The following is a 24,862-nucleotide window of genomic DNA, read 5'->3' on the forward strand; positions in this document are numbered from 1 at the left end:
GGTCCGCACCCCCACGCATCCCCGCCAGCACCCCCACCCCGACCCCCAGAGACCCAGCACCGTTGTCCGCCACCGCCGGGTCGAAGACCTCCGACACCCGCCGCCGCAACGCCCGCGACCACGCCGGCCCACCGTCCACGAACCCCTCACCGTCACCGTCCGCGTCGGCATCGGAGAGGCGATCGGCGTCGACGTCCGCGTCCGCGTCCGCGTCGGCGCCGGACGCGCGGTCGGTGCCGGCGGCGTCCGCGTCCGCGTCGGCGCCGGTGCCCGCGACGGCCTCCTCGGCCGGCAGCGGCGAGGTGCGCGTGAACCCCGCCGGCACCAGCCCACCCAGCACCGCCGTACCCTCCACGTCCACCGGCGCCACCGGCCGCGCCGGGCTCTCCCCGTCCGCGCCGAGCAGGTCCTCCAGCACCTCCTGCGCCCACGGATCCCCCGCCTCCAGCAGCACCCCCAACCCCCGCAGCCCCGCCGACGACAGCTCCCGCGCCCGCGCCAGCCGCTCCGCCGCCCCCACCGCACTGGCCAGGGCGAGCAGGTGCGCGCACGGACCGCGCCACCCGTCCTCCGGGCAGCACCACCCGCCACCACCACGCACCTCGCCTGCGTCCATGAATCGATCGTATGTTCGACCACTGACATCGAGGCGATCGAGTCGCTGACCTGCACAGACGCACGCTGACGGGGCTGCCTCGCACCTCGTCGCAGCCGAGATAGCCGGGGGCCCGCGCCGGAGGAGTTCGAGGAGGCGCTCGAGGAGTGGACGACGGCGAGCTCACCCTGAAGATGACGACTGGTGCTGCTCCCCCAGCATGGCCCGGAGGCGGGTGAGCATCTCCGCCCGCGTCTCCACACCGAGACGGCGACGGATGCGTGCGATGTGGTGCTCGGCGGTGCGCGGCGAGATGAAGATCGTCTCCCCGATCTCCCGGTAGGTCTTGCCGGCCAGCACCAGCCGGGCAACCTCCTGCTCACGCGCGCTGAGCCCCGTCTCGTCCACCACCCCGACGGGGATCCCGGAGGGCGTTGTGGTCTCCTCCGGCTGTCGTCCTGCCCCGGACGGGTGCAGGTCACGGGCGCAGGCGAGCAGTCGCGCCATGTCGGCCCGGTCGGGTGCCCGCGCGGCCGCGTGACCGGCGAGCCGGGCGCCGTCCCACGTCAGCCCGACGGCCGCGAGCCCCTCGGCGGCACGTTCCACCGCCGCCACGTCGACGTCGGAGCTGAGCACCCGCACCCAGACTCGCCCAGCCGCCGCGAGGGCCGCGGCGTAGGCGTTGGTGGCGGCTGCGGTCACCAGTCCGCGGGCGTGCGGGGCGAGGCTCGCGGGCTGACCCGTGAGGATCGCGGCCTGGACGCCGCACCAGTGCAGCGGTGCGGCCCATACCGACGGCTGGCCCAGGCGCTCGAGGAGCTGCCACGCGTCGGCGAGGTGCGGCTCCAGGCGCGATTCCTCGTGCAGCCGCGCCGCCGCCATGAGCAGCTCGCCGAGCGGCAGGAGACTGAACAGGTCCACCGGGAAGTGCAGGAGGGAGGCCCGGGCTCTCGCCCAGGCGCGGACCAGCCCCGCCGCGTCGTCCGACCGACGCGCGAGACCCACCTCCAGCGCCGTCCGGAACATCTCGTCCCGGGGCACCAGATCGCCGTCCGCCTCGTGCAGCGCGGCGCGGGCGTCGTCGGGCCGGTCGCGAAGCATCGCCACCCACGCGCGCATGAGCTGCAGCCGGGGCGTGGCCGCCGGACCACCCTGGTGGCCGCGCAGGGCGTCCTCCACCACGGACTCAGCGACCGCGAGCTCGCCGGTGTTCACCGCCACCAGCGCAGCGAGAACCGCCGGCAGCTCGGGCACCGGCGCGGCCGCCCCGTTGGCAGAGAAGGTGTCCGAGGCGCGCACGAGCATCCACAGCGCCCGGGTCGACTGGCCCCTTAGCGACTCCCACAGTCCGTCGGCCATGAGCGCGCTCGTGACGGCGAGCGAGGTCGGTGAGCCGTGCCGGGCGCCCGCGGCGAGCATGCGCTCGGCGCCCTCGGCGTCCCCCGACCCCAGCATCGCGACTGCGGCCAGCGGCACCGAGGAGCCGAGGCGCTCAGCCCCGGCCCAGCGGTACAGGTCGGCCCCGCGGGAGAGCATGCCGCGCTGCGCCCACACCGACGCCCCGACGTCGACGGCGCGCACGAGATCTGGCGGGTTCTCGTGGCCGAGCAGGTCCTCGACGATGGCCCCGGCACGATCCAGATCGCCGGCCTGGGCGGCCGACTGCGCACGGCGAGCCGCGGTGGCCAGCGTGTCCGCACCGGCCGCCGTCGCCTCCTCGTAGAGCTCCGCGGCGAGCTCTGGCTCCACGGCCAGGACGTCGTCCGCCGTCGACTCCAGGGCCCTCGCGACGTGCGGGTGACGCAGGCCCGTCCGAGCCAGCTCCCGCGCGACGTCGTTGAGCGAGTGGCCGCCGGCGAGCAGCGTGTCGACAAGGGCCCGCTGCAGCGGCCGGACCCGGTACGCGGGCGTCACGGCCAGCAGCCCGGCGCGCACGAGCGGCACGATGGTGCCGTCGTGCATCATCAGCCCGCAGGCGACCGCCTCGGAGACGATCGCGTCCCCGTCCGCCGGGGAACCGTTCAGGACGGGCGGCACCGCGTCGCCGGAGAGGTCGAAGCCGACGGCGGAGGCGAGCAGGAGATCGCGGAGCCCGGGGTCGAGGTGCTCGATCTCGTGCCCGACCTGCAGCGACACGGAGGCGAACACCTCGTCGGCCCCGAGGCCCGTGGTGCGCATGGTGCCGACCATCCGGTTGACGAGCCACGCCATCCCACCGGTGGCGGCGAGGATCTTCTCCACCTCCTCGGCCTGCACGGGCCCACGAAGGCTGCGGCCTGCGTAGGCCAGCACCTCCGCGGGGCCCAGCGGCCCGAGAACCACGGGCGGACGCTGCTCGCCGAGGGCGGAGACGAGCCGCCGCAGCCCCGGAGCCACCGGCCACGGCCGGTACGCGACCACAAGGTCACCGTCGTGCTCGTTCCAGTGCCGAAGCACCCGCTCGTACGCCGGCTCGGGCAAGGTGTGCGCGTCGTCGATCAGCACTGCCCGGAACGCCGACAGATCCCTGAGGTCGAACTCCGATCGCACGAGGCGCGTCTCGACGCCGGTGCTGCGGTACGCGTCCGCGAGGTCTGCCAGGAGCGCCGACTTCCCGGACCCGCCGACGCCGACCAGGGTCGCCGCCCGCCGGGCCGGTGGTCCGCCGGTGATCTCCTCGTACAGTGCCGCCGCCGCGGTTCCCCGCATGTCGCGGAGCGCGACCGGACGCTGACCGATCATCAGCCACCAGCCACTGTCGGTGACGGGATCTCGCCGGCGGTCGACTCGCCGGCGGTGGGCGTCGCGGCCGGCGGCGCCTCCGTCGGCTCGGCCAGCGTCGCGGTCGCCGTCGGCACCGGGTCAGGGGTGACCGGCGGCGCCGGCTCCTGCGTCGTCGGCGCGGCGGTCGGCTCCTGGGTCGTCGGCGCGGCGGTCGGCTCCTGGGTCGTCGGCTCGGCCGTCGGCTCCTGCGGCGCCGGTGGCGCCGGGGTGGTCGGCTCCGGCGAGGGCGCCGGGGTGGTCGGCTCCGGCGAGGGCGCCGGGGTCGTGGGCTCCGGCGTCGGCTCCTGCGTGGTCGGCGGGTCGGTCGTCGGCGACGGGCTCGGGCTCGTGGGCGACGGGCTCGGGCTCGTGGGCGACGGGCTCGGGCTCGTCGGCGAAGGGCCGGGGCTCGTGGGCGAGGTCGGGGACGTGGTCCCCGGCCGCGTCGGCGCGGTGGTCCCCGGCTTCGTGGTCTTCGACGGCGTGCTTCCGCCCTTCTCGCCCGTGCTCGGGGCGCCCGGCTCCGTCGTCGTGCCGGCGGACCGTTCGGACGACGGCGATCCCTCAGCGCTCGGGCGAACGGTCGAGGTGGCCTGCGCCTCCGCCCGCCGGCCCGCGAAGATCCCGGCGTCTGTCGCCATCGGGGCGCCCGAGGTGGTCGCGGCGGTCGGCTGTTCGGCCCCCTCGGCCGACTGCCCGGCGGCTCCGGCCGGCCGCTCGGCGGCTGCGGCCGCCGGCGGGTCCGGCCGGACCGAGTCGCCGAGCTTGCCGACGACGCCGGAGAGCGTGCTCCGACCTGCGTCGGTCACCCTCGGCTCCTCGCCGGCGACAGAGGTGATGACGGTGATGCCGAGGACCGCGACAGCCACGGCCGCCACCCTCGCCTGCGTGAGGCGACGGCTGGGCCGGGCCGCCGGAAGCTCGGGCACGAAGGCTGAACCGACGGCGGCCAGGCGTGGTGGCGCCTCCTCCGGCGTCGCGGCACCTACCGTGTCGCGCGAGATCCCTGCGGGCGTGACGATCGAGGGTGGTGCGACGTCGTCGAGGGCGGCGAGCGCGGCCCCGAACGCCACGGACGCCTGCGGGTCCGTGTCGATGGCGATCGGGCGCGCGAACTGCGCCGAGAGGACCTCCGCGACCAGCGGGATGCGGGAGGAGCCCCCCACCAGCAGGATCGCCTCGAGCTCCTCCGGAGCGACCTTCGCGGACTCCAGCGCGGCCGCGAGCGCCACGGTGGTCTCGTGGACGGCAGGGGCGATGAGCTCCTCGAGCTCGGCACGCACGATGCGGACCTGCATCTGCAGGTCCGGCAGGAGCACCGGGACGTCCGTCTCGGCGTCCGTCGAGAGCGCCTCCTTCGCCTCGGTGCACTCCCGGCGCAGCCGCGCCAGGGCGGCGAGCGCCCCGGGGTCGGCCGGGTCGAGGTCGGTCAGCCCCGTACCCACCGCCGCGGCCACGTGGCCGAGCACGAGGTCGTCGAGGTCGGCGCCGCCGAGCCGCTCCAGGCCCTCCGGCTCTCCGAGGAGCTCGCACGTGCCCGGTCCCGTCTTGCGCACGACGGCGGCGTCGAACGTTCCGCCCCCGAAGTCGTAGACGGCGACGACGGCGCCGTCCGGGACCCGATCCTGCGAGAGGTAGTGCCGGGCAGCGGCGTGCGGCTCGCCGACGAGCGTCACGTCCGCCAGCCCCACGCCGGCCAGGGCCTCGCGGACCAGCCCGGTGCGGTAGGCGCCCCACGTCGCCGGGACGGCCAGCGACACCGCGGCGGGGGACTCCTCCTCGCGCTCGGTGGCCCGGTCGACGACCCAGCGCGCATGGATGGCCAGGAGGTCCTGGGGCGTGACCGAGAGGTCCCCGAACCGCAGCGGGACGGTGTCCCCGACGCGGCGCTTGACCTCCCGAACCACGCGCTCGGGGTGCGAGAGGGTGCGCCGCTCGGCGACCTCGCCGACCAGCACCTCACCGTCCTCACCGAGGTACAGCACCGAGGGCACGGCGGGGCCTCGGGCTCCCAGCCCGAGAAGCTGAGGGACCTCCTGATCTTGCCCGCTCCGGCCCGGCCGCACCGTGGCGGCGAGGGTGGAGGTGGTCCCGATATCGATGCCCAGCAGGTACGGCATGTCTTCCCCAGACGGCGCTCATCGACGACACAGCCCCCCGGCCCGGTGCCAGGCTACGGCCCCGCGGCACGGCCTGCACACCCCTTGAAGAGGGGGAATCAGAGGCGAGTTTTCAGCGGGATTATGCGGAATTCACCGTCCCGGGCGGCGGGGGCCCGGCGCCGATGCGAGGCGACCGCGGCGAGTGCCTAGGGTGGCGACGTGACCACCCTGCTGCTCGCCTCCGCCTCGCCGGCCCGCCTGTCCACCCTGCGTTCCGCCGGGATCAACCCCCTCGTGGCGGTCTCCGCCGTCGACGAGCCCGCCGTGCTGGCGGCCGCCGCCGCCGAGGCCGTCTCCTCCGGACGGGGCGAGCTTCCCGCCGACGAGCAGGTGCTCGTGCTGGCCCGGGCGAAGGCGCGGGACGTTCTCGGCACCGCCGCCGAGGCGGCCCGGGCCGACCTGGTTCTCGGCTGCGACTCGATGCTCGAGATCGACGACGGCACGGGCGCGGAGGTGGTGGGCAAGCCGGCGGACGCCGCCGACGCCGTGGCACGGTGGCGCCGCATGCGTGGCCGCTCGGCCGAGCTGCACACCGGGCACTGGCTCGTGCGAGGCGGGCGGGAGGTGGGCGCCACCTCCTCGACGGTGGTCCACTTCGCCGACCTCTCCGACGCCGAGATCGACGCCTACGTGGCGACCGGCGAGCCGCTGCGGGTGGCGGGGGCGTTCACGATCGACGGCCTCGGCGGCCCGTTCGTGACCGGGATCGAGGGCGACCATCACGGCGTGGTTGGCCTCAGCCTGCCGCTGCTGCGGGACCTGCTCGGCCGGCTCGGCCTCACCGTGCCCGACCTCTGGTCCGGCCCGCTCGCCTGACCGGGCGTCAGAGCCGGGCGAGGACCGCGTCGAGCATCTCCTCGGTCAGCCTGCCCGTGAAGGTGTTCTGCTGGCTGACGTGGTAGCTGCCGAGCAGCCGCACCGCATGGCCGTCCGCGGCGCGGAGCAGCACCTCCGCCCCGTGCCCGAACCGCGGCTTCGGGCGGGGCACGTCCCAGCCGAGCCGGCGCGCCGAGGCCAGCACCGCGTCCCACCCGATGGAGCCGAGCGCGAGCATGGACCGCAGCCCCGGCGCCACGAGGGCGAGCTCCCGGTCGAGCCACTGCCCGCAGGTGCGCCGCTCCTCCGGCGTGGGTCTGTTGGCGGGCGGCGCGCAGCGCACGGCGGAGACGATCCGCAGCCCGGTCAGCTCCAGCCCGTCCCCGGCCGCGACACTCTGCGGCTGGTTCGCGTAGCCGGCGCGGTGCAGCGCGGCGTAGATCCAGTCCCCGCTGCGGTCGCCGGTGAACAGCCGCCCGGTCCGGTTGGTGCCGTTCGCCGCCGGCGCGAGCCCGACGACGAGGACGCGGGGCGCCGCGTCACCGAACCCTGGCCCCGGCCGTCCCCAGTACGGCTGGTTCGCGAAGGAGGCTCGCCGCCCGGTGGTCGCGACCGCCTCGCGCCAGGCGACCAGCCGCGGGCAGGCCCGGCACACCGAGACGTGGGCGTCGACGTCGGCCACGTCGCGGGCCGTCGCCGCCAGTGCCGCCACCTCCTCCGCAGTGGTGGCGACCGCCGTCGCCGGCCCGGCCGGGTCCCCCGGCCAGCCGGTGCCGGGCGGCACCGGCGAGGGGAAGACCTTCCCGGTGACCGGGTGGGGCAGGGGCGCGGCGGCGTCGGGCACCTCGTCATCCTGCCGCCCGGGTCGCCCGCGGGCCCGGATTTGTCACCCTGCTACAAGGCCAGGCACCATGACTCGCGTCACACCGCGCTGAGTTGTCGGAATCGTACAACCGCCGCCGCGCGCCGTTGAAGGGATGAACAGACTTGGCGCCCGCCGCCGGGTCCGAGTGGGATCCGACGACGACGCACGGCTAACGTGGTGCGGTCATCTCACCCTTCTCGCACCCCTGGGAGCGCCCCATGCCGAGCACCTCCACCCTGCCGGGTCAGCGTCGCCGGCTCCGGAAGGTGCTCATCGCCAACCGCGGCGAGATCGCCGTGCGCGTGGCCCGGGCCTGCGCCGACGCGGGGATCGCGACCGTGAGCGTGTACGCGGACCCCGACCGCGACGCCCTGCACGTCAAGCTCGCCGACGAGGCCTTCGCCCTGGGCGGCATGCGCGCCGCGGAGACCTACCTGGACGCGGGCAAGATCCTCGACGTGGCGCGGCGCTCCGGCGCCGACGCCGTCCATCCCGGCTACGGCTTCCTCTCCGAGAACGCGGACTTCGCCCGCGCCGTCATCGAGGCCGGCCTGGTGTGGATCGGCCCGCCGCCCGCGGCGATCGAGGCCCTGGGCGACAAGGTGACCGCCCGCCACATCGCCCAGCGCGTCGGCGCCCCCCTGGTGCCCGGCACCGCCGACCCGGTCGCCGACGCCGACGCCGTCCTCGCCTTCGCCGACGAGCACGGCCTGCCCGTCGCGATCAAGGCCGCCTACGGCGGCGGTGGCCGCGGCCTGAAGGTGGCCCGTACCCGCGAGGAGATCCCGGAGCTGTTCGACTCCGCCGTCCGCGAGGCCACCGCGGCCTTCGGGCGCGGCGAGTGCTTCGTCGAGCGGTTCCTCGACCGGCCCCGCCACGTCGAGACGCAGTGCCTCGCCGACACCGCCGGCAACGTCGTCGTCGTCTCCACCCGCGACTGCTCCCTCCAGCGCCGTCACCAGAAGCTCGTGGAGGAGGCGCCCGCCCCCTTCCTCTCCCCCGAGCAGGAGAGCCAGCTGGTCGAGGCCTCGAAGGCGATCCTGAAGGCCGCCGGGTACGTGGGCGCCGGCACCTGCGAGTTCCTCGTGGGCATGGACGGGACGATCTCCTTCCTCGAGGTCAACACCCGCCTGCAGGTCGAGCACCCCGTGACGGAGGAGGTCGCCGGCATCGACCTGGTGCGCGAGCAGCTCCGCCTCGCCGAGGGCGAGGAGCTCGGCTACGACGCCGTGACCACCCGCGGGCACTCCATCGAGCTGCGCATCAACGGTGAGGACCCGGCGTCCGGGTTCATGCCCGCCCCGGGGACCATCACCTCGTTGACCTGGCCGTCCGGGCCCGGCGTGCGGGTCGACTCCGGCATCGTCGGCGGGGACTCGGTCTCCGGCGCCTTCGACTCGATGCTCGCCAAGATCATCGTCACCGGCGCCACCCGTGAGCAGGCGATCGAACGTGCGCGCCGGGCGCTGCGCGAGACCGAGATCGTCGGCCTGCCCACCGTGCTGCCCTTCCACCGCTCGGTGCTCGCCGAACCCGACTTCGTCGCCGCCGACGGCGCCGAGAGCTTCCGGGTGCACACCACCTGGATCGAGACGGACTACGCCGAGCGGCTGCGGGCGCTGCCCTCCACCCGGCCCGCGACCCCGCCGCCCACCCCGGAGCCGGCCGAGGCGGAGGCGACCGAGCGGGTCGTCGTCGAGGTCGGCGGCAAGCGGCTGGAGGTCGTGATCCCGGCGGGGCTGGGGATCTCCGGCGGGTTGCGCGGGGCCGCCCGGCGGCCCGTGCGCCGCTCGGCGGGGCGCACCGCTGCGGCGGCCGGCAGCAACGGTGCGTCGCTCACCTCCCCCATGCAGGGCACCATCGTCAAGGTGGCCGTGGCGGACGGTGAGATCGTCCAGGCGGGCGATCTCGTCGTCGTGCTGGAGGCCATGAAGATGGAGCAGCCGCTCGTGGCGCACCGCGCCGGGCGCGTGCACGGGATGGCGGCCGCCGTCGGGCAGAACGTCGCCACGGGCGCCGTGATCTGCCAGATCGACCCGATGGACGACGCCTCGGTGAACTGAGGCCGCCCGCCCGCGCCGGAGCAGGGGCGGGAGACCGGACGGCTCAGGCGAAGGCCCCCGTCCACGTCGTCGGGCCGAACACCTCGTAGTGGATGTTCTCGGCCGGGACGTCCCGGGCGACCAGGGCGTCGCGCACGGCGAGCATGAACGGCAACGGCCCGCACAGGAACGCCTGGGTGCCGGGCTCCAGGGTCACCCGGGACAGGTCGACACGTCCCGCGTGCACGACGTCGACCGGCCGGCGCGCACCGAGGTCCTCGTACCAGCGGTGCAGGCTGGCCGAGGGCAGTCGCTCGACCAGCTCGGCGAGCTCGCGCCGGTGCGCGTGGCTGGCGGCCGACCGGTCGGCGTGCAGCACGGAGATCGTGCGACGGTCCTCGGTGTCCGCGAGGTGGTTGAGCATGCCGATGACCGGGGTGCACCCGATCCCCGCCGAGGCGAGCAGCAGCGGCGTGTCGCCCTCCGGCGGGAGCACGACGTCGCCGAAGGGCAGGGTGACCCGCAGGTCGTCCCCCTCGAAGACGTTGTCGTAGAGGAAGTTCGAGACCTCGCCGGCGGGCGCGATGACGCCGCCGGGCAGCTCGGCGGCGAGGACGCGCTTGACGGTGATGCGCCACGAGCCGGCCGAAGGTGCCGAGCACAGGCTGTACTGGCGGATCTGACGGGCGCCGTCGGGCAGGGTGACCCCGACGGAGACGTACTGGCCGGGGATGAACGCCGGCAGCGGCGCCCCGTCGGGCGAGGTGAGCACCAGCGAGACGGTGTCCGCGGACTCCAGCCGCCGGGCCGCGACCCGCACCGTGCGCCACACGTCCCCGACGTCCACGCCGGCCGCGCCGTACAGCCCCTTCTCCATCGCGATGAGGGTCTCGGCCATCAGCCAGTAGACCTCGTCCCACGCTGCCGCCACCTCGGGGGTGACCGCGTCGCCGAGGACCTCGGCGATCGCGGCGAAGAGGTGCTGGTGGACGATGCGGTACTGCTCGGGGGTGATGCCGAGCGAGGCGTGCTTGTGGGCGATGCGCGAGAGGACCAGGTCCTGCCTAGCAGGGTCCGGCTCCAGCTGGAGCGTCGCGAAAGCGGCGATCGAGCTCGCCACGGCCTTCTGCTGCTCCCCCTGGCGCTGGTTGCCCCGGTTGAAAAGGTCGCGCTCGAGCTCGGGGTGCGCCGCGAACATCTTGCGGTAGAAGAGCGGGGCGATCTCGCCCAGCGCGCCTCCCACCGCGGGCAGGGTGGCGCGGACGATCTCCTCGGACTGCGGTGTGAGCAACGGTCTCTCTCCTTGTTGTGGTTCCGGGACGGTTCAGGCTGCGAGCTGCTCGACGGTCACCGTGTCGAGCGAGGTGTAGAAGGCCTCCTGCGCCCTGCGCAGGGCGCCCCGGAGCCCGCAGGCGGCGCGCAACGGGCACGGCACGGGCTCCTCGCAGCGGACGACCTCCTCCTCGCCCTCGAGCTTCCGGACGAGCCAGCCCACCGGGGCGCGCCGGCCCAGCTCGGTCAGGGCCAGGCCACCGCCCCGGCCCCGGCGGGTCACGACGGCGCCCAGCTCGGCGAGCCGGCTGACCACCTTCGCCGTGTGGGAGTAGGAGACCTGCAGCTGGTCGGCGAGCGCACGCGTGCTCGGCGCGGCAGGCGACCCGGCGGCGAGGCGCATGACCACCCGCAGGCCGAGGTCCGTGAACTGGGTCAGCTGCATGGCGGGCACCGTAGGTAAATCGGAGTCGCCGACTCCAATTTCGGTGCGATCGCATGAAGTCGGTTGTGCACCGGTTCGGGTAGGTACGGGCCAGATGTCCTGTCCGGTTCGCCCCGAGACGTCGCATCCGCACCCGGAAAATCTCTCCGCCGGCGTCCGCATGCCGGACGGTCCGCCCCGGCGCGTACGCCGGTCCGCGCGCCGCCCTCGACCCGCGGCCGGCACCACGGCCGTGTGCGACGCTGATCCGGTGACCTCACCCGCCCACCGACCCCCGCCCGACGCCCGTGTCCACCGCCAGCCCGGGGACGGCTGGGTCGAGTGCGCCTGCGGCAGCCGGCACTGGGGGCTGAACGGGGCCGCCGGGCTCCTGCTGTGGCGTCCCGGGCCGGGCGGCATCGAGGTCGTCCTGCAGCACCGGGCGCTGTGGTCGCACCACGGCGGCACCTGGGGCCTGCCCGGCGGGGCGGTCACGGACGGGGAGAGCCCGCGGGCAGGGGCCGTGCGGGAGGCGGTCGAGGAGGCCGGGCTCGCGACGGACGCGATGCGGCTGCGCGCCGACCGCGCCCTCGTCCACCCCGACTGGTCCTACACCACCGTGCTGGCCGAGGCCGTGGCCCCGCTGGACCCGTCCGTGACCGACCCGGAGAGCCTGGCCGTCCGCTGGGTGAGGCTGGACGAGCTCGCCGGCCTGGAGCTCCTGCCCGCCTTCGGGGACGCGCTTCCCGAGCTGCGCGGCATGCTGCGCCGGCTGGTGGTCGTCGTGGACGCGGCGAACGTCGTCGGCTCCCGCCCGGACGGGTGGTGGGCCGACCGTGCCGGCGCCACTGGCCGACTGCGGGACCACCTCGCCACCCTCGCCCGCGAGGGTCTGCCCGCCCGCGACATCGGCCTGCCCGGCGGCAGCTGGTTCCCCGACGTCGTCCTCGTCACCGAGGGGGCGGCCCGCGGCGTCGAGGCGGTCGACGGCGTCAGCGTCGTCGGCGCGGACGGCAGCGGCGACGACGCCCTCGTCGCGGTGGTCCGCCGCCTCGTGCGCGATCCCGCCAACGACGTCCTCGTCACGACGGCGGACCGGGAGCTGGTCGGCCGGGTCGAGGAGCTCGGTGCCCGGGCCGCCGGTCCGCACCTCGTGCGGAACTGACCGCCACCGCACGCCCGCCCACGGCCCGGCCCGGCGTGCCGTCCGGAACCCGGGCGGCGGTCACCCCCGCGGGTGGCGGCCCCTAGGCTTGGGGGCATGACTGAGCGCACCGCCTGGGCCTTCGGCCTCGCCACCCGCACCGGCTCCGGCGACGTCCTGGACGTCTGGTACCCGACCCCCGCGCTGGGGCCCGCCCCCGCCGACGCGGACGCCCCCGCGGACCTGACCGCGCTCGAGCGCCCCGACGCCGACCGCGGGGTGCGCACCGAGGTCGTGCGCACCGAGAGCGACCTCGACGCCGCACCGGCCTCCACCGAGGACGCGTACCTGCGGCTGCACCTGCTCTCGCACACCCTCGTGGCCCCGAACACGATCAACCTCGACGGGATCTTCGGCGTCCTGCCGACCGTCGTGTGGACCTCGGCCGGCCCGTGCGCCGTGGAGGAGTTCGAGGCCACGCGCGCGCGCCTGCGCGCCGCCCACGGCACCGTGACGGTCCACGGCGTCGACAAGTTCCCCCGGATGGTCGACTACGTCCTGCCCGCCGGGGTGCGCATCGCCGACGCGGACCGCGTGCGCCTCGGCGCCCACCTGGCCGCCGGCACCACGGTCATGCACGAGGGCTTCGTCAACTTCAACGCCGGCACCCTGGGCCGGTCCATGGTCGAGGGCCGCATCTCGCAGGGGGTCGTCGTCCACGACGGCGCGGACATCGGCGGCGGCGCCTCCATCATGGGCACCCTCTCCGGCGGCGGGAAGCAGGTCATCTCCGTGGGCCCGCGCTCCCTGCTCGGCGCGAACGCCGGCCTGGGCATCTCCCTCGGCGCGGACTGCGTGGTCGAGGCCGGCCTGTACCTGACGGCCGGCACCAAGGTGTCGGTCCTGACCGGCGGGGGCACCCGCCCCAACCACGGCCAGCTCACCGAGCCGCCGGTGGTCGCGGCCCGCGAGCTCTCCGGCCAGGACAACCTGCTCTTCCGGCGCAACTCCCTCTCCGGCGCCGTCGAGGCGCTTCCCCGCAGCGGCACCGGGGTGGAGCTCAACGCCGCCCTGCATGCCTGACCCCGCCCCGCGGCGCCGCCGCCCCGGCTCCCGCACCCGTGGCTGCGGGGCCGGCGCCCTGGTCCTGCTCGGCTCGCTCGGCCTCGCCGTGGGCGCCGTCGTGCTCGCCCTGAACGTCCTCACCGGGGACGGTGGTGCGTCCGGCACCTGCCGGGTCGACCTCGACGACGGCACCAGCGCGGTGCTCGAGGCGGACCAGGCCGACAACGCCGCCCTGTTCGCCGCGATCGGCGCCCGGCGCGAGCTCCCGGCCCGCGGCGTGACGGTCGCGATCGCCACCGCGCTGCAGGAGTCCAAGCTGCGCAACATCGACTACGGCGACCGCGACTCCGTGGGCCTGTTCCAGCAGCGCCCCTCGCAGGGCTGGGGCACGGCCGAGCAGATCATGGACCCGGTGTACTCGACGAACGCCTTCTACGACGTGCTGGTCACGATCGAGGGGTGGGAGGGCAAGGAGATCACCGACGCGGCCCAGGACGTCCAGCGCTCCGCCTTCCCCGACGCGTACGCCCAGCACGAGGGCCGTGGCCGCGCGTTCGCCTCGGCGCTGACGGGGTACTCTCCCGCGGCGCTCACCTGCCACCTCGACCCCGCCGAGGAGCCGACCGGCGACGGCGAGAGCCCGGGCGCCAACGCCGCGCAGCGGGCCGCGTCCGTCCAGGCCCGGCTCGCCCGTGACTTCGGCGAGGTCGCCTCCGCCGTCGCCCCGGGCGGTGTCCTCGTCGTCGACGCCACGTCCGTGCCGCCCGGGCTGGAGCCGTCCCCCGAGCGCCGCGCCTGGGCCCTCGCCCAGTGGGCGGTGGCGACGGCGTCCGCGACGGGCGCCGACGTCGTCGCCGTCGACGGCCGCGCCTGGGTGCGCGACGACGGCGACGAGGCGGCGTGGGTTCCCCTCGCCGAGGCCGGCCTGCCGGACGCCGTCGCCCGGGCGGCCGCGGACGCGGCGCCCGGGGCCGTCGTCATCGCGTGAACGCGCTGAGCCCCGTGATCGCCCGGCCGACGACGAGCTGGTTGATCTCGTTGGTGCCCTCGAAGGTGTAGATCGCCTCCGCGTCCGCGAAGAACCGGGCGACGTCGGTGTCCAGGGTGATGCCGTTGCCGCCGGCCACCTCGCGCGCCAGCGCCACGGTCTCGCGGGTGCGGCGGGCGATCCAGCCCTTCGCCAGCGCGGCGTCGGCGTCGGTGTGCCCGGGGCCGTCCTCCAGCTGGCTCAGCCGCACGGCCATGCCCAGCGAGGCCGTGAGGTTGCCGAGCATCGTCGCGAGCTTGTCCTGGATCAGCTGGAACCCGGCGACGGGCCGGCCGAACTGCGTGCGCGCCTTCGTGTAGCGCACGGCCGCCTCGAACGCGCCGGCCTGGGCGCCGACCGCGAGCCAGGCGACGTCGGCGCGCATCGAGCGCAGCAGCCGGTTGACGTCCTTGAACGAGTTCACGCGCTGCAGCCGCATGGCCTCCGGCACCCGCACGCCGGTCAGGGTGATGTGCCCGTTGTTGACGATGCGCAGCGAGACCTTGCGCCGGATCTCCTCGACCGTGACGCCCGGCGCGTGGCGGTCCACGAGGAACGCCTTGACCTCGCCGTCGCCGTGGTCGCGGGCGACGACGGTGATCAGGTCGGCGTACTCCGCTCCCCCGATCCACCGCTTGGCGCCGTCGATCACCCAGCCGTCGCCGTCGCGGCGCGCGGTGGTCTCCAGGCCGCCGGCGACGTCGCTGCCGTGCTCCGGCTCCGTGAGCGCGAGGACGCCCTTGGTGCGCCAGTTGCGGATGCCGTCGTCGAGCGAGGCCACCTGCTCGGGGCTGCCGCCCAGGAGGACGGAGTTGCGGAACAGGGTGCCCTGGGCGCCGAAGAACACCGCGACGGAGACGTCGGTGCGGGCGAGCTCGAGCATCCGGAAGCCCTTGAACAGGGCGCCCGGCTCGCCCAGCTCCGGCGGTGCCATGAGGTTCAGCGCCGCGATCGGCCCGCGGATCTGGTGCGGGAACTCGGCCCGGTCCCAGCAGTCGTTCACGAGCGGCTTGACGTCCGTCTCCAGGACGGTGCGCAGCCGGGTGAGCACGGCGTGCTCGGCGTCGCCGAGGAGCGCCTCGTACCCCAGGGGGTCGACCTGCTCGTACAGGCGGGTGCGGGTGGTCCGGGCGTCGTCGACGGCGGTCATCGGCCCGGCCTCACGCGTAGAAGCGGAAGAGGGTGGTCGCCGCGACGGCAGGCTTGGTGCCGCCATCGACCTCGAGGACGTTGTCGAGGGTGATCTGGTAGCCGCCGGGCACCTCCGTGACGTCCCGGACGGTCGAGCCCATGCGGACCCGGTCCCCGACCTTGACCGGCGAGGGGAAGCGGACCTTGTCGAGCCCGTAGTTGACCTTGGTGCTGACGCCGTCGACCTGCAGGAGCTCCTCGGAGAACGGGATGACGAGGGCCAGGCTGAGGTACCCGTGGGCGATGGGCGCCCCGAAGGGTCCGTCCTTGGCGCGCTCGGGGTCGACGTGGATCCACTGGTGGTCGTCGGTGGCGTCGGCGAACAGGTTGACCTGCTGCTGGGTGATCTCGCGGTAGGCGGTCCGGCCGAGGTCCGCGCCGACGAGGCCGGGCAGGTCCTGCAGAGAGACGGTGGTGGTCATCGGGCGTTCTCCTCGTAGGTGGTGCGGATCAGGTGCTTCTGGAGCTTTCCGGTGGCGGTGCGGGGCAGCCGGTCGACGACGACGACGTCCTGCGGGATCTTGTAGCGCGCGAGCCGCCCGGCCAGGGCCGCGACGATCGACTCGGGCGTGACGTCGGCGCCCTCGTCGAGCACGACGTAGGCGTGCCCGACCTCGCCCCACCGCGGGTGCGGGACGCCGATGACGGCGGCCTCGGCCACGCCCGGGACGTCGAGGAGCGCGTTCTCCACCTCGGCGGGGTACACGTTCTCCCCGCCCGAGATGAACATGTCCTTGAGACGGTCCTTGATCCAGACGTAGCCGTCCTCGTCGACGGTGGCCAGGTCACCGGTGTGGTACCAGCCGTCGACGATCGCGGCCGCGGTGGCGTCCGACAGGTTCCAGTACCCCTGCATGACGTTGGGCCCCTGGGCGACGACCTCGCCGATCTCCCCGGGCGCGACCTCGGTGCCGTCCGGGCGCACCACCTTGCCCTCGACCCAGAAGTGGGGCCGCCCGGCCGAGCCCGCCTTGCGGAACGAGTCCTCGGCGAGGAGGAGGAAGATGCCGGGCGCGGTCTCCGTCATGCCGAAGCCCTGCTGGATGGCGACGCCGCGGTCGGCCCACGTGCGCAGCATGCGGTCCGGCAGCGGCGAGCCGCCGACGAGGACGTTGCGCAGGCTGGACAGGTCCGTGCCCGGGAAGGCGGGATGAGCGGCGAGCGCGTCCATCATGGCCGGCACCGCGAAGATCGACGTGACGCGCTCGGCCGCGATCGTCGCGAGCACCTGCTCCGGCCGGAAGGCGGGCTGGACGACGATCCTGCCGCCCTTGAGGAAGGTCGGCATCGCCATCGTGTTGAGGCCTGCCACGTGGAAGAGCGGCGCGACGGCGAGCATCACCTCGTCGCGGGTGAAGTCGGTGTCGATCAGTGCCTGGAAGTACTGGAACGTCAGGGAGCCGTGCGTGTGCGTGGCTCCCTTGGGACGCCCGGTGGTCCCGGACGTGTACATGATCATGACCGGTTCGTCCCAGGTGACCGGCTCGTCGATCACGCCGGTGCCGCCGCCGGCGAGGAACTCCTCGTAGTCGACCGCGCCCGGCGCCCCGGTCGCGGCGGTCCCGCCCGCCCCGGCGGTCCCGCCCGCCCCGGCGGTCCCGCCGGCCGCGGCGGCGCCCTCGACGGCGACCCACGTCTCCACCCGCTCGAGGTGGGCCAGCTGCGCCGCGTGGCCGGCGTGCTCGCTGCCGTGGACCACCACCCGCGCCCCGGAGTCGGTGAGGATGTACTCCACCTCCGCGGGGGCGAGGCGGGCGTTGACGATCACCCACACCGCGCCGAGCTGCGCCGTCGCGAAGAAGGTCTCCAGCAGGGCGGGGTGGTTGAAGCCGACGTACGCCACCCGGTCCCCGCGGCCGATCCCGGCCGCCCGGAGCGCGTTGGCGAGCTGACGGGTGCGCCGCTCGACGTCGGCGTAGGTGTCCACGCGGTCGCCGAAGACGATGGCGGGACGGTGGGCGCCGTTCTTGGTCCGGCGCGCCGGCCAGGAGCCGATGCCCAGGTCACGCACCAGACCCGCCCCCCTCGCCCAGCCCGAGCAGCCGCACCGCGTTGTCCTTGAGGATCTTGGGGCGCACCTCGTCCTTGAGCTCCAGCTGGGCGAAGTCCTTGAGCCACCGGTCGGGGGTGAGCAGCGGGAAGTCGGACGCGAAGAGCACCTTGTCCTGGAGCAGCGAGTTCGCCTGCCGCACCAGCGCCGTCGGGAAGTACTTGGGCGACCAGCCGGACAGGTCGATGTAGACGTTGCCCTTGTGGGTGGCGACGGCGATCGCCTCGTCCTGCCAGGGCACCGAGGGGTGGGCCATGATGATGTCGAGCCCGGGGAACGTGGCCGCGACGACGTCGAGCAGCATGGGGTTGGACAGGCCCAGCTTGAGGCCGAAGCCGCCCGGCAGGCGGGCACCGATGCCCGTCTGGCCGGTGTGGAAGATGGCCGGGAGCCCGTACTCCTGGATCACCTCGTAGATCGGGAAGTACCGCGCGTCGGAGGGGTCGAAGTCCTGCAAGGTCGGGTGGAACTTGAAGCCCCGCACCCCCAGCTCCTCCACCTGCCGGCGCGCCCGGCCCGCCGGGTCGTCGCCGCGCGGGTCCACCGAGCCGAAGGGGATGAGGACGTCGTTGTTGCGGGCTGCGCCCTCGGCGATCTCCTCGGTGCTGTTGGGGGCGTGCCCCAGCGAGGTGGTGGCGTCGACGGTGAAGACGACGGCGGCCATGGACCGCTCGCGGTAGTAGTCGGCCGTCTCGTCGATCGTCATCCGGTCCGTGGGGGCCTTGAAGTACCGCGCCGCGGCGTCGAGCACCTCGCCGGGCAGGGAGAGGTGGCCGTGGCCGTCCTTCTCCACGTGGACGTGGGTGTCGACCGCGACGACGGCGCCGGCGTCGACGGCGCACTCGTACCGGGTCACCGCCGGTCGACCTTCGCGGCCGCGTCCGCCGCCGGGGCCGGCGGCTCCGGCATGGGCTGGCCGACGCTCTGGAGGATCTGGCCGAAGAGGGAGTCGAAGTCCTCCCCCAGCTCCTCGTAGCCCCAGCCGCCGTCCTGGAAGGCGGTGGCGAGCTCCTGGGGGTGCGACCACAGCGCCAGCCGGTCCCCGCCCACGCCCAGGGCCTGCCCGGTGATGCCGGCGGCGGCGTCGGAGGCGAGGAAGGCGACGACGCCCGCCACGTCCTGCGGGGTGCCGAAGCCCAGCACCCGGCGGGCGAACGGCGGCATCTGCTCGCCGCGGGCGGCGGCGTCGACGAACTGCTTGAAGAACGGCACGGTCTCGGTCATGGCGGTGGCCGCGACGGGGATGACGGCGTTGGCCGTGATGTTCGCGCGGGCGAGCTCCATCGCCCAGGTGCGCACCATGCCGACGATGCCGGCCTTGGCCGCGGCGTAGTTGGTCTGGCCGAAGTTTCCGCGCTGCCCGGTGGGCGAGCCGATGCAGATGATGCGGCCGCCCTCGCCCTGCTCGCGCATGCGGATCGCGGCCTCACGGACGCAGGTGAAGGTGCCGCGCAGGTGCACGTTCACCACGGTGTCGAAGTCGTCGTCGGACATCTTCCACAGGACCGTGTCCCGGAGCACGCCCGCGTTGGTCACGAGGATGTCGAGGCGGCCGAAGTTCTCGACGGCGGCGGCCACGAGCGCCCTGGCGGTCTCGGTGGGCCCGACGGGTGCGACCAGGGCGGTCGCCCTCCCGCCCGCGGCGGTGATCGAGGCGACCGCGTCCTCGGCCACCTGCTGGTCCACGTCGTTGACGACGACGCTCGCGCCCCTGGCGGCGAGTTCCTGGGCGTAGGCCAGCCCCAGGCCCCGGCCGCTGCCGGTCACGATCGCGACTTTCCCTGCAAGGCTCATGCGGATCTCCTCGTGCGTGTCCTCGGCGACATCGTGGGCGAGCCGGTCGGCGTCCCCCTCGACATCCGTCACGCCGATTCTGACCGCGGTCATTTCGTTTGTCAATGATTGACAGTCTCAATCGGTTTGCCCGCGATCCCTGGGAACGCACGAGGCGGGTGCTCTCCGGGATCGGAGGGCACCCGCCTCGGGCAGCAGGTTGTCTGAGCTCTGGTCAGCGCTGGTCGAGCGGCACGAAGCTGCGCTCCGCCGCGCCGGTGTAGACCTGGCGCGGCCGGCCGATCTTCGTCGTCGGGTCCGCGATCATCTCGCGGTACTGGGCGATCCAGCCGGGCAGGCGGCCCAGGGCGAACAGCGGGGTGAACATCTGCGTCGGGAAGCCCATCGCCTTGTAGATCAGGCCGGTGTAGAAGTCGACGTTCGGGTAGAGCTTGCGCTCGATGAAATAGTCGTCGTTGAGGGCGATCTCCTCCAGGCCCATGGCGATGTCGAGGAGCTCGTCGTCCTTGCCCAGGCGGGCGAGCACGTCGTGCGCGGCCTCCTTGACGATGGCCGCGCGCGGGTCGTAGTTCTTGTAGACCCGGTGCCCGAAGCCCATGAGGCGGACGCCGTCCTCCTTGTTCTTGACCTTCTTCATGAACTCGGAGGCGTCGCCGCCGCCGGACTGGATGTTGGTGAGCATCTCCAGCACGGCCTCGTTGGCGCCGCCGTGCAGCGGGCCGGACAGCGCGCCGACGCCCGCGGCGACGGAGGCGTAGATGTTCGCGTGCGAGGAGCCGACCATGCGCACCGTGGAGGTGGAGCAGTTCTGCTCGTGGTCCGCGTGCAGGATCAGCAGCATGTCGAGGGCCTTGACGATCGCCGGGTCGACGTCGTGGCGCTGGTAGGGCAGCCCGAAGGTCATCCGGATGAAGTCCTCGACGTAGCCCTTCGAGGCGTCCGGGTAGAGCAGCGGCAGGCCGTTGGCGCGCTTGGCGATGGCGGCGATCATCGTCGGCACCTTCGCCATGAGCAGCACCGTGGACAGCTCGCGCTGGTACTGGTCGTGCGGGTCCAGCGTGTGCTGGTAGTAGGTGGCCAGCGCCGCGATGCCGGCCTGCAGGATCGCCATCGGGTGCCCGTTGGCCGGGAACGCCGTGAAGAAGGCCTTGAAGTCCTCGTGCAGGATCGTGTGCCGCTTGATGCGGCGCTCGACGGCCTCCAGCGTGGAGGGGTCGGGCAGCTCGCCGTAGATCAGGAGGTAGGCGGTCTCGAGGAAGCTGGAGCCCTTGGCGAGCTGGTCGATCGGGTAGCCGCGGTAGCGCAGGATGCCGGCGCCGCCGTCGATGTAGGTGATCGCGGACGTGGTCGAGGCCGTGTTCATGAAGCCCGGGTCGAGCGTGACGAGGCCGGTCTCCTTCAGCAGCGAGGAGATGTTCACCCCGTCGTTGCCCTCGACGGCGGGCACACGGTCGAACCGGAGCGTCTTCCCGTCCACCTCGAACGTCGCCGGGCTCAGCTCAGCATTCGACATCTGTGTTCCTCCTCGATCGGCTCTCTGGGGAGCGCCTCGTTGCGTGGTCCAGGGTCGAACGGCCCCGGAGACGTGATCCGGTCAACAAAGATATGCCATCAGCACCGCACACCAGGAAATCGGGTCGCCGTGGGCCGGGCGCGCGAGGCCCACGGCCGAACAAGAACTCTGGTGCCGAGCAAGAGCTCCGAGAGCTTCTTGCTCGACACGAGATCTCTTGCTCCCGGTGGTGGGTGGGGTCCTGGTGCGCGCCGGGTGCGCCTCACCCGAGCGGACCCCCCTCGCGCAGGCGGCGGGCGGCCTCGGCGATCCGCTCGTCCGTGGCGGTGAGGGCGACACGGACGTACCCCTCGCCGTGCGGCCCGTAGAAGGTGCCGGGTGCGACGAGGATGCCCCGGTGGGCGAGCGCGTCGACCAGCTCCCACGACGACGCCGGCCGCGCGACCGCCCGGACCCACAGGTAGAGGCCGGCCACCGACTGCGGGTCGTGCTCGAGCCCGGCCGCGCCGACCGCCTCCAGGAGCACCTGCCGCCGGGAGCGGTAACGCTCGCGCTGCTCCGCGACGTGCGCGTCGTCGGCCAGCGCGGCGGTCATGGCCGCCTGGACCGGGCCGGGCATGAGCATCCCCGCGTGCTTGCGGATCTCGGTGAGCCGGGCCACGAGGTCCCGGTCGCCGGCCAGGAGGGCCGCCCGGTAGCCCGCGAGGTTGGACTGCTTGCTCAGGGAGTACAGCACCAGCAGCCCGGCGTGGTCGCCGCCGCACACCCGCGGGTCCAGCAGGCTCGGCACGCCGTCGTCCGCCGCCGGCCCGTCCCAGGCCAGCTCGGCGTAGCACTCGTCGGAGGCGACGACGGCGCCGCGCGCGCGGGCCCAGGCCACCACCGCGGCGAGCTCGCGGACGGAGAGGACGTGCCCGTCGGGGTTGCCGGGCGAGTTCAGCCAGACCAGCCGCGCGTCCGGCCAGTCGGCCGGGTCCGGGCCGACGGCGACCGGGGTCGCCCCGGCCAGCCGGGCGCCGACGTCGTAGGTGGGGTACGCGGTCCGCGGATGGAGGACGACGTCCCCCTCCCCCAGTCCGAGCAGGGCGGGCAGGAGCGCGACGGACTCCTTGGAGCCGATCGTGGGGAGCACCGCGTCCTTGCCGAGACCGGGCACGCCGCGCCGCCGGGCGAACCAGGCCGTGATCGCCTCGCGCAGGGCGAGGGTGCCGATCGTCTGCGGGTACCCCGGGGAGTCGGCTGCGGCCGTCAGGGCGTCACGCGCCACCGCGGGCGTGGGGTCGACGGGGGTGCCGACCGACAGGTCGACGATGCCGTGAGGATGGGCGGCGGCACGGGCCTTGGCCGGGGCGAGGGAGTCCCAGGGGAAGTCGGGCAGCGCGCTGCCGTGCAGCGGCACCTCAGGCCTGCGGGGGCAGGGCGGCGATCATCGGGTCGTCCTTGTCGATGACGCCCATCTTCGCCGCACCGCCCGGGGAACCCAGGTCGTTGAAGAACTCGACGTTCGCGCGGTAGTAGTCGGACCAGACCGCGGGGGTGTCGTCCTCGTAGAAGATCGCCTCGACCGGGCACACCGGCTCGCAGGCGCCGCAGTCGACGCACTCGTCGGGGTGGATGTACAGCATCCGCTTGCCCTCGTAGATGCAGTCGACCGGACATTCGTCGACGCACGCCCTGTCCTTCACGTCCACACACGGCTGGGCGATGACGTAGGTCACGAGAGCTTCCTTTCCTCGCTGCGCATTCCGCGGCGCACGCGCGCGCCGTCGCCCTAGTATCGCCCAGCCGGTCGGCGGGCACGACCAGAGGTCCGCGGTCCGGCAGGATGGCACCCATGAGCTCCGCCCAGCGCCCGCCCGCCCTGCCGTGGCTGCACTGGCAGGTCGGCGACCGGGTCGTGGTGCGCTACCGCCTGGCCGACGGCCTCCACGACGCCCTCGGCGAGCTGCTCGACGTCCGGCCCGGCGCCGTCGTCGTCCGCACGCGGCGGGGCGACGTGCGCGTCCCGGCCGAGGCGATGGTGACGGGCAAGCGCGTCCCGCCCCCGCCCGCCTGAGCCCGGGCGCGCCGGCGGACGCCGCAGGCGGACGTCAGCCCTCTCCCTCGTCCCCGCCCTCGGAGGGCGGCTCGCCGCAGACCACGTGGTTCCACGGCGTGTAGGTCCAGGTCCAGCTCTCGTCGTCGTGCAGGCTGCCGTCCCTGTACCGCTGCCGGTCGACGGTCACGGTGAACCCGGGCTGGCCGCCCGTCTCGGGCTTGCACTCGGGCGAGGGGTTGTACACCGTCTTGGGCTCGACGACGTTGTACTTCTCCGACGTGCTGGTCCGCACGTCCCACACGTCCGTGCCCCACAGGCGGGCGTGCACCGCGTCGCCGGTGACCCAGGCCTGGACCAGCACCCCGTACTCGGTGTTGTTCCGCCAGACCATGTCGGTGCTCGGCTCCCACAGCGTCGCCTCGCGGCCCGGCGGGTAGCGCTCGAACCACCGGCTGTGCGGGGTGTGGGCGACGTCGTCCATACCGGCGAGGAACCCCACGTTGAACATGTTCGTCGAGAGCTGGGAGAGGCCGCCGCCCACGGCGGTGGAGACGAAGCCGTCCTCCACGACGCCGGAGGCGACGTAGCCGTTGGCGGCGGAGATCGGCCCGATCGCCTCGAGGAGCGAGAACTCCTCGCCCGGCAGGACCAGGACGCCGGTGACCTTCTGGGCTCCGACCTTGAGGTTCGTGGTGCGGACCGGGTCGTAGGGCATCGGGGAGGAGAACTCGGCGATGACCTCCTTGACGCCGAGGGCCTCGGCGTCGGCGGTGGTGAACTCCGGCTCCGCCTCCACGAGCGCCACCTCGGCCGTCCGGTCCGAGGAGGTCCCGGCGGCGTGCACGGCCTCGGCGAGCTGGTCCGGGTCGAGCCCCTTGCCCGTGGTGGACGGGACGATCGTCGGCCTGCCGTCCCGAAGCACGATCTTGGCGTCCTCGCCGGTGACCTGGATCTCCGGGTTGACCTCGGCCACGACGTCCGCGAGCCCGGCGCCGTCGAGCTCGAGCCTCAGGGCGGAGCCCTCCGCCACGAACGTGGCGCGGGCGGCGAGCTGCTCGGGAGAGAGCTCGGCGAGCGTGCCGTCGACGCTGACCGTGACGGGGGCGGAGACGAGGGGCTGCGAGAGGGTGGTGAGCGCCTCGTCGACCGCCCCGGCCCCGACCGTCGGGGGGACCGGCGTGGTGGGCAGCTCCAGCGGGCGCTCGGCGGTCAGCCAGGTCCGCGCCACCTCGTCGGTGGCGGCGTCGACGTCGACGGCCGTCCCGTCGACCGGCTCCGTGACCTCGGGGGTGGCGCCGGCGAAGGTGATGGCCCCCTCCACCGGCGCGACGTCGAGCTCGCCCGCCACGGTCGTGAGGGCCTCGCGCAGGGCGGTCTCGTCGACGACGGACGCCGGCTCGACCGGGCCCATGCCGAAGAGCCGCCCCCACAGCACGCGCGGGTCGAGGGTGAAGCCGGTGAGCCCGTCGAGGGTGGCGTCGACGTCGAAGCTCAGGCCGACCGCTGCCGGGTCGAGGCTCGAGGTCGCCTCGCCGACGGCGACGGGCACCTGCTCGGCGGCGAGCGTCGCGAGCTCGGCGTCCAGCCGGGCGCGGGCGTCGGCCTCGGGCAGGCCGCCGATCGGGACACCGGCGACGGTGGTGCCGTTCGGGGTGCGGTCGCCGAGGAACCAGGCGCCGGCCCCGTAGGCCGCGGCGAGGAGGACGACGACGATCGCGACCACCAGCCCGCGGCGGCTGCGGCGGCGCGGCTCCTCGCCGCGGAACTGGTCGAACGGCGAGGGCATCGGGCGGTCCTGGGGGTCGGGCGCCGCGTGGACGGCGGTGGCGTCGGGGTCGGCGTCGGGGGCGGGGGCGGGGGCGGGAGCGGGGAGCGTCTCGGTCGCGTCGGGGTCGGCGGGTGCGGGTGCTGGTGCGGGCTCCCCCTGCCTGCGGGCGAGGACGGAGTCGAGGTCGGACATGCCGTGCGCCTCGGTGGCCTGCGGGGTCGGGCGGTCCGCGGGCCCGACGGTGTCGTCGACGGACCCGCGCCCGGCTGCTCGGTCGTCAGTCACTCAGCGTCCTTCTTCCCCCCCGTGCCGCCCCGTGCGACCTCAGCATGGTAGGTCGCCTGCGTGCGGCGC

Annotated in this window: 21 protein-coding genes; 6 read left to right on the plus strand and 15 right to left on the minus strand. The window is 74.3% G+C overall.

Annotation, left to right across the window (positions count from 1 at the left end; all coding sequences use genetic code 11):
- The 3 genes from KZX45_RS19940 to KZX45_RS10225 form a co-directional block, all read right to left on the minus strand.
- On the minus strand, positions 1-616 hold a 616-nt coding region (locus KZX45_RS19940; protein WP_282453545.1), incomplete at its 3' end, for a hypothetical protein.
- 162 nt (positions 617-778) lie between these two features.
- Positions 779-3,316 carry a LuxR C-terminal-related transcriptional regulator gene (locus KZX45_RS10220; protein ID WP_248257637.1) on the minus strand — a complete coding sequence of 846 codons (2,538 nt, stop codon included), beginning with the start codon at positions 3,314-3,316 and terminating at the stop codon, positions 779-781.
- Positions 3,316-5,457 carry an Hsp70 family protein gene (locus tag KZX45_RS10225; protein WP_248257638.1) on the minus strand — a complete coding sequence of 714 codons (2,142 nt, stop codon included), beginning with the start codon at positions 5,455-5,457 and terminating at the stop codon, positions 3,316-3,318. Before KZX45_RS10225 ends, KZX45_RS10220 begins: the two co-directional genes overlap by 1 nt.
- Before the next feature lie 201 nt (positions 5,458-5,658).
- Here KZX45_RS10225 and KZX45_RS10230 point away from each other — a divergent pair, with 201 nt between their 5' ends.
- Entirely contained in the window at positions 5,659-6,315 is a 657-nt protein-coding gene (locus KZX45_RS10230) for a nucleoside triphosphate pyrophosphatase (protein ID WP_248257639.1), read from the plus strand.
- 7 nt (positions 6,316-6,322) lie between these two features.
- On the opposite strand, the gene KZX45_RS10235 is transcribed toward KZX45_RS10230, so the two are convergent.
- Positions 6,323-7,159 carry a uracil-DNA glycosylase gene (locus tag KZX45_RS10235; protein WP_308221724.1) on the minus strand — a complete coding sequence of 279 codons (837 nt, stop codon included), beginning with the start codon at positions 7,157-7,159 and terminating at the stop codon, positions 6,323-6,325.
- A gap of 239 nt (positions 7,160-7,398) precedes the next feature.
- Here KZX45_RS10235 and KZX45_RS10240 point away from each other — a divergent pair, with 239 nt between their 5' ends.
- Positions 7,399-9,243 carry a biotin carboxylase N-terminal domain-containing protein gene (locus KZX45_RS10240; protein ID WP_248257640.1) on the plus strand — a complete coding sequence of 615 codons (1,845 nt, stop codon included), beginning with the start codon at positions 7,399-7,401 and terminating at the stop codon, positions 9,241-9,243.
- 43 nt (positions 9,244-9,286) lie between these two features.
- Here KZX45_RS10240 and KZX45_RS10245 read toward each other — a convergent pair whose 3' ends face one another.
- On the minus strand, positions 9,287-10,513 hold the full coding sequence (locus KZX45_RS10245; protein WP_248257641.1) for a globin domain-containing protein: 1,227 nt from the start codon (positions 10,511-10,513) through the stop codon (positions 9,287-9,289).
- 33 nt (positions 10,514-10,546) lie between these two features.
- Complete coding sequence (locus KZX45_RS10250; protein ID WP_282453546.1) at positions 10,547-10,939, minus strand: Rrf2 family transcriptional regulator; 393 nt, start codon at positions 10,937-10,939, stop codon at positions 10,547-10,549.
- 250 nt (positions 10,940-11,189) lie between these two features.
- Between KZX45_RS10250 and KZX45_RS10255 the strand changes: the two genes are divergently transcribed.
- From KZX45_RS10255 to KZX45_RS10265, 3 genes are all read left to right on the plus strand, one after another.
- Entirely contained in the window at positions 11,190-12,083 is an 894-nt protein-coding gene (locus KZX45_RS10255) for an NUDIX hydrolase (RefSeq protein ID WP_248257642.1), read from the plus strand.
- A 96-nt stretch (positions 12,084-12,179) separates the two neighbouring features.
- Positions 12,180-13,145 (plus strand): 2,3,4,5-tetrahydropyridine-2,6-dicarboxylate N-succinyltransferase, encoded by a 966-nt coding sequence (dapD, locus tag KZX45_RS10260; RefSeq protein WP_248257643.1) that lies wholly within the window; start codon positions 12,180-12,182, stop codon positions 13,143-13,145.
- On the plus strand, positions 13,138-14,115 hold the full coding sequence (locus tag KZX45_RS10265; RefSeq protein ID WP_248257644.1) for a hypothetical protein: 978 nt from the start codon (positions 13,138-13,140) through the stop codon (positions 14,113-14,115). The genes dapD and KZX45_RS10265 overlap by 8 nt, the downstream gene beginning before the upstream one ends.
- Here the strand turns inward: KZX45_RS10265 and KZX45_RS10270 are convergent.
- The 8 genes from KZX45_RS10270 to fdxA form a co-directional block, all read right to left on the minus strand.
- Positions 14,105-15,304, minus strand: coding sequence for an acyl-CoA dehydrogenase family protein (locus KZX45_RS10270; protein ID WP_248257645.1), 1,200 nt, complete (start codon positions 15,302-15,304; stop codon positions 14,105-14,107). The two genes, KZX45_RS10265 and KZX45_RS10270, sit on opposite strands and share 11 nt — an antisense overlap.
- Positions 15,305-15,314: 10 nt before the next feature.
- Entirely contained in the window at positions 15,315-15,767 is a 453-nt protein-coding gene (locus tag KZX45_RS10275) for a MaoC family dehydratase (RefSeq protein WP_248257646.1), read from the minus strand.
- Positions 15,764-17,356 carry a long-chain fatty acid--CoA ligase gene (locus tag KZX45_RS10280; protein WP_248257647.1) on the minus strand — a complete coding sequence of 531 codons (1,593 nt, stop codon included), beginning with the start codon at positions 17,354-17,356 and terminating at the stop codon, positions 15,764-15,766. Before KZX45_RS10280 ends, KZX45_RS10275 begins: the two co-directional genes overlap by 4 nt.
- Positions 17,349-18,251 (minus strand): amidohydrolase family protein, encoded by a 903-nt coding sequence (locus tag KZX45_RS10285; protein ID WP_248257648.1) that lies wholly within the window; start codon positions 18,249-18,251, stop codon positions 17,349-17,351. The genes KZX45_RS10280 and KZX45_RS10285 overlap by 8 nt, the downstream gene beginning before the upstream one ends.
- The gene (locus tag KZX45_RS10290; RefSeq protein WP_248257817.1) at positions 18,248-19,189 is read right to left on the minus strand and encodes an SDR family NAD(P)-dependent oxidoreductase; all 942 of its coding nucleotides are present in this window, start codon (positions 19,187-19,189) and stop codon (positions 18,248-18,250) included. Before KZX45_RS10290 ends, KZX45_RS10285 begins: the two co-directional genes overlap by 4 nt.
- 214 nt (positions 19,190-19,403) lie before the next feature.
- Positions 19,404-20,702, minus strand: coding sequence for a citrate synthase (locus KZX45_RS10295; protein WP_248257649.1), 1,299 nt, complete (start codon positions 20,700-20,702; stop codon positions 19,404-19,406).
- A gap of 262 nt (positions 20,703-20,964) precedes the next feature.
- Positions 20,965-22,101 (minus strand): succinyldiaminopimelate transaminase, encoded by a 1,137-nt coding sequence (gene dapC, locus KZX45_RS10300; RefSeq protein ID WP_248257650.1) that lies wholly within the window; start codon positions 22,099-22,101, stop codon positions 20,965-20,967.
- A gap of 1 nt (position 22,102) precedes the next feature.
- Positions 22,103-22,420, minus strand: coding sequence for a ferredoxin (fdxA, locus tag KZX45_RS10305; RefSeq protein ID WP_248257651.1), 318 nt, complete (start codon positions 22,418-22,420; stop codon positions 22,103-22,105).
- Between the two features lie 116 nt (positions 22,421-22,536).
- Here fdxA and KZX45_RS10310 point away from each other — a divergent pair, with 116 nt between their 5' ends.
- Positions 22,537-22,758, plus strand: coding sequence for a hypothetical protein (locus KZX45_RS10310; protein ID WP_248257652.1), 222 nt, complete (start codon positions 22,537-22,539; stop codon positions 22,756-22,758).
- A gap of 34 nt (positions 22,759-22,792) precedes the next feature.
- Here KZX45_RS10310 and KZX45_RS10315 read toward each other — a convergent pair whose 3' ends face one another.
- Positions 22,793-24,793 (minus strand): VanW family protein, encoded by a 2,001-nt coding sequence (locus tag KZX45_RS10315; RefSeq protein WP_248257653.1) that lies wholly within the window; start codon positions 24,791-24,793, stop codon positions 22,793-22,795.
- Between the last annotated feature and the right edge of the window lie 69 nt (positions 24,794-24,862).

The sequence above is a fragment of the Georgenia sp. EYE_87 genome (assembly GCF_023148685.1).
In the GTDB taxonomy this organism is placed as follows: Bacteria; Actinomycetota; Actinomycetes; order Actinomycetales; family Actinomycetaceae; genus Georgenia.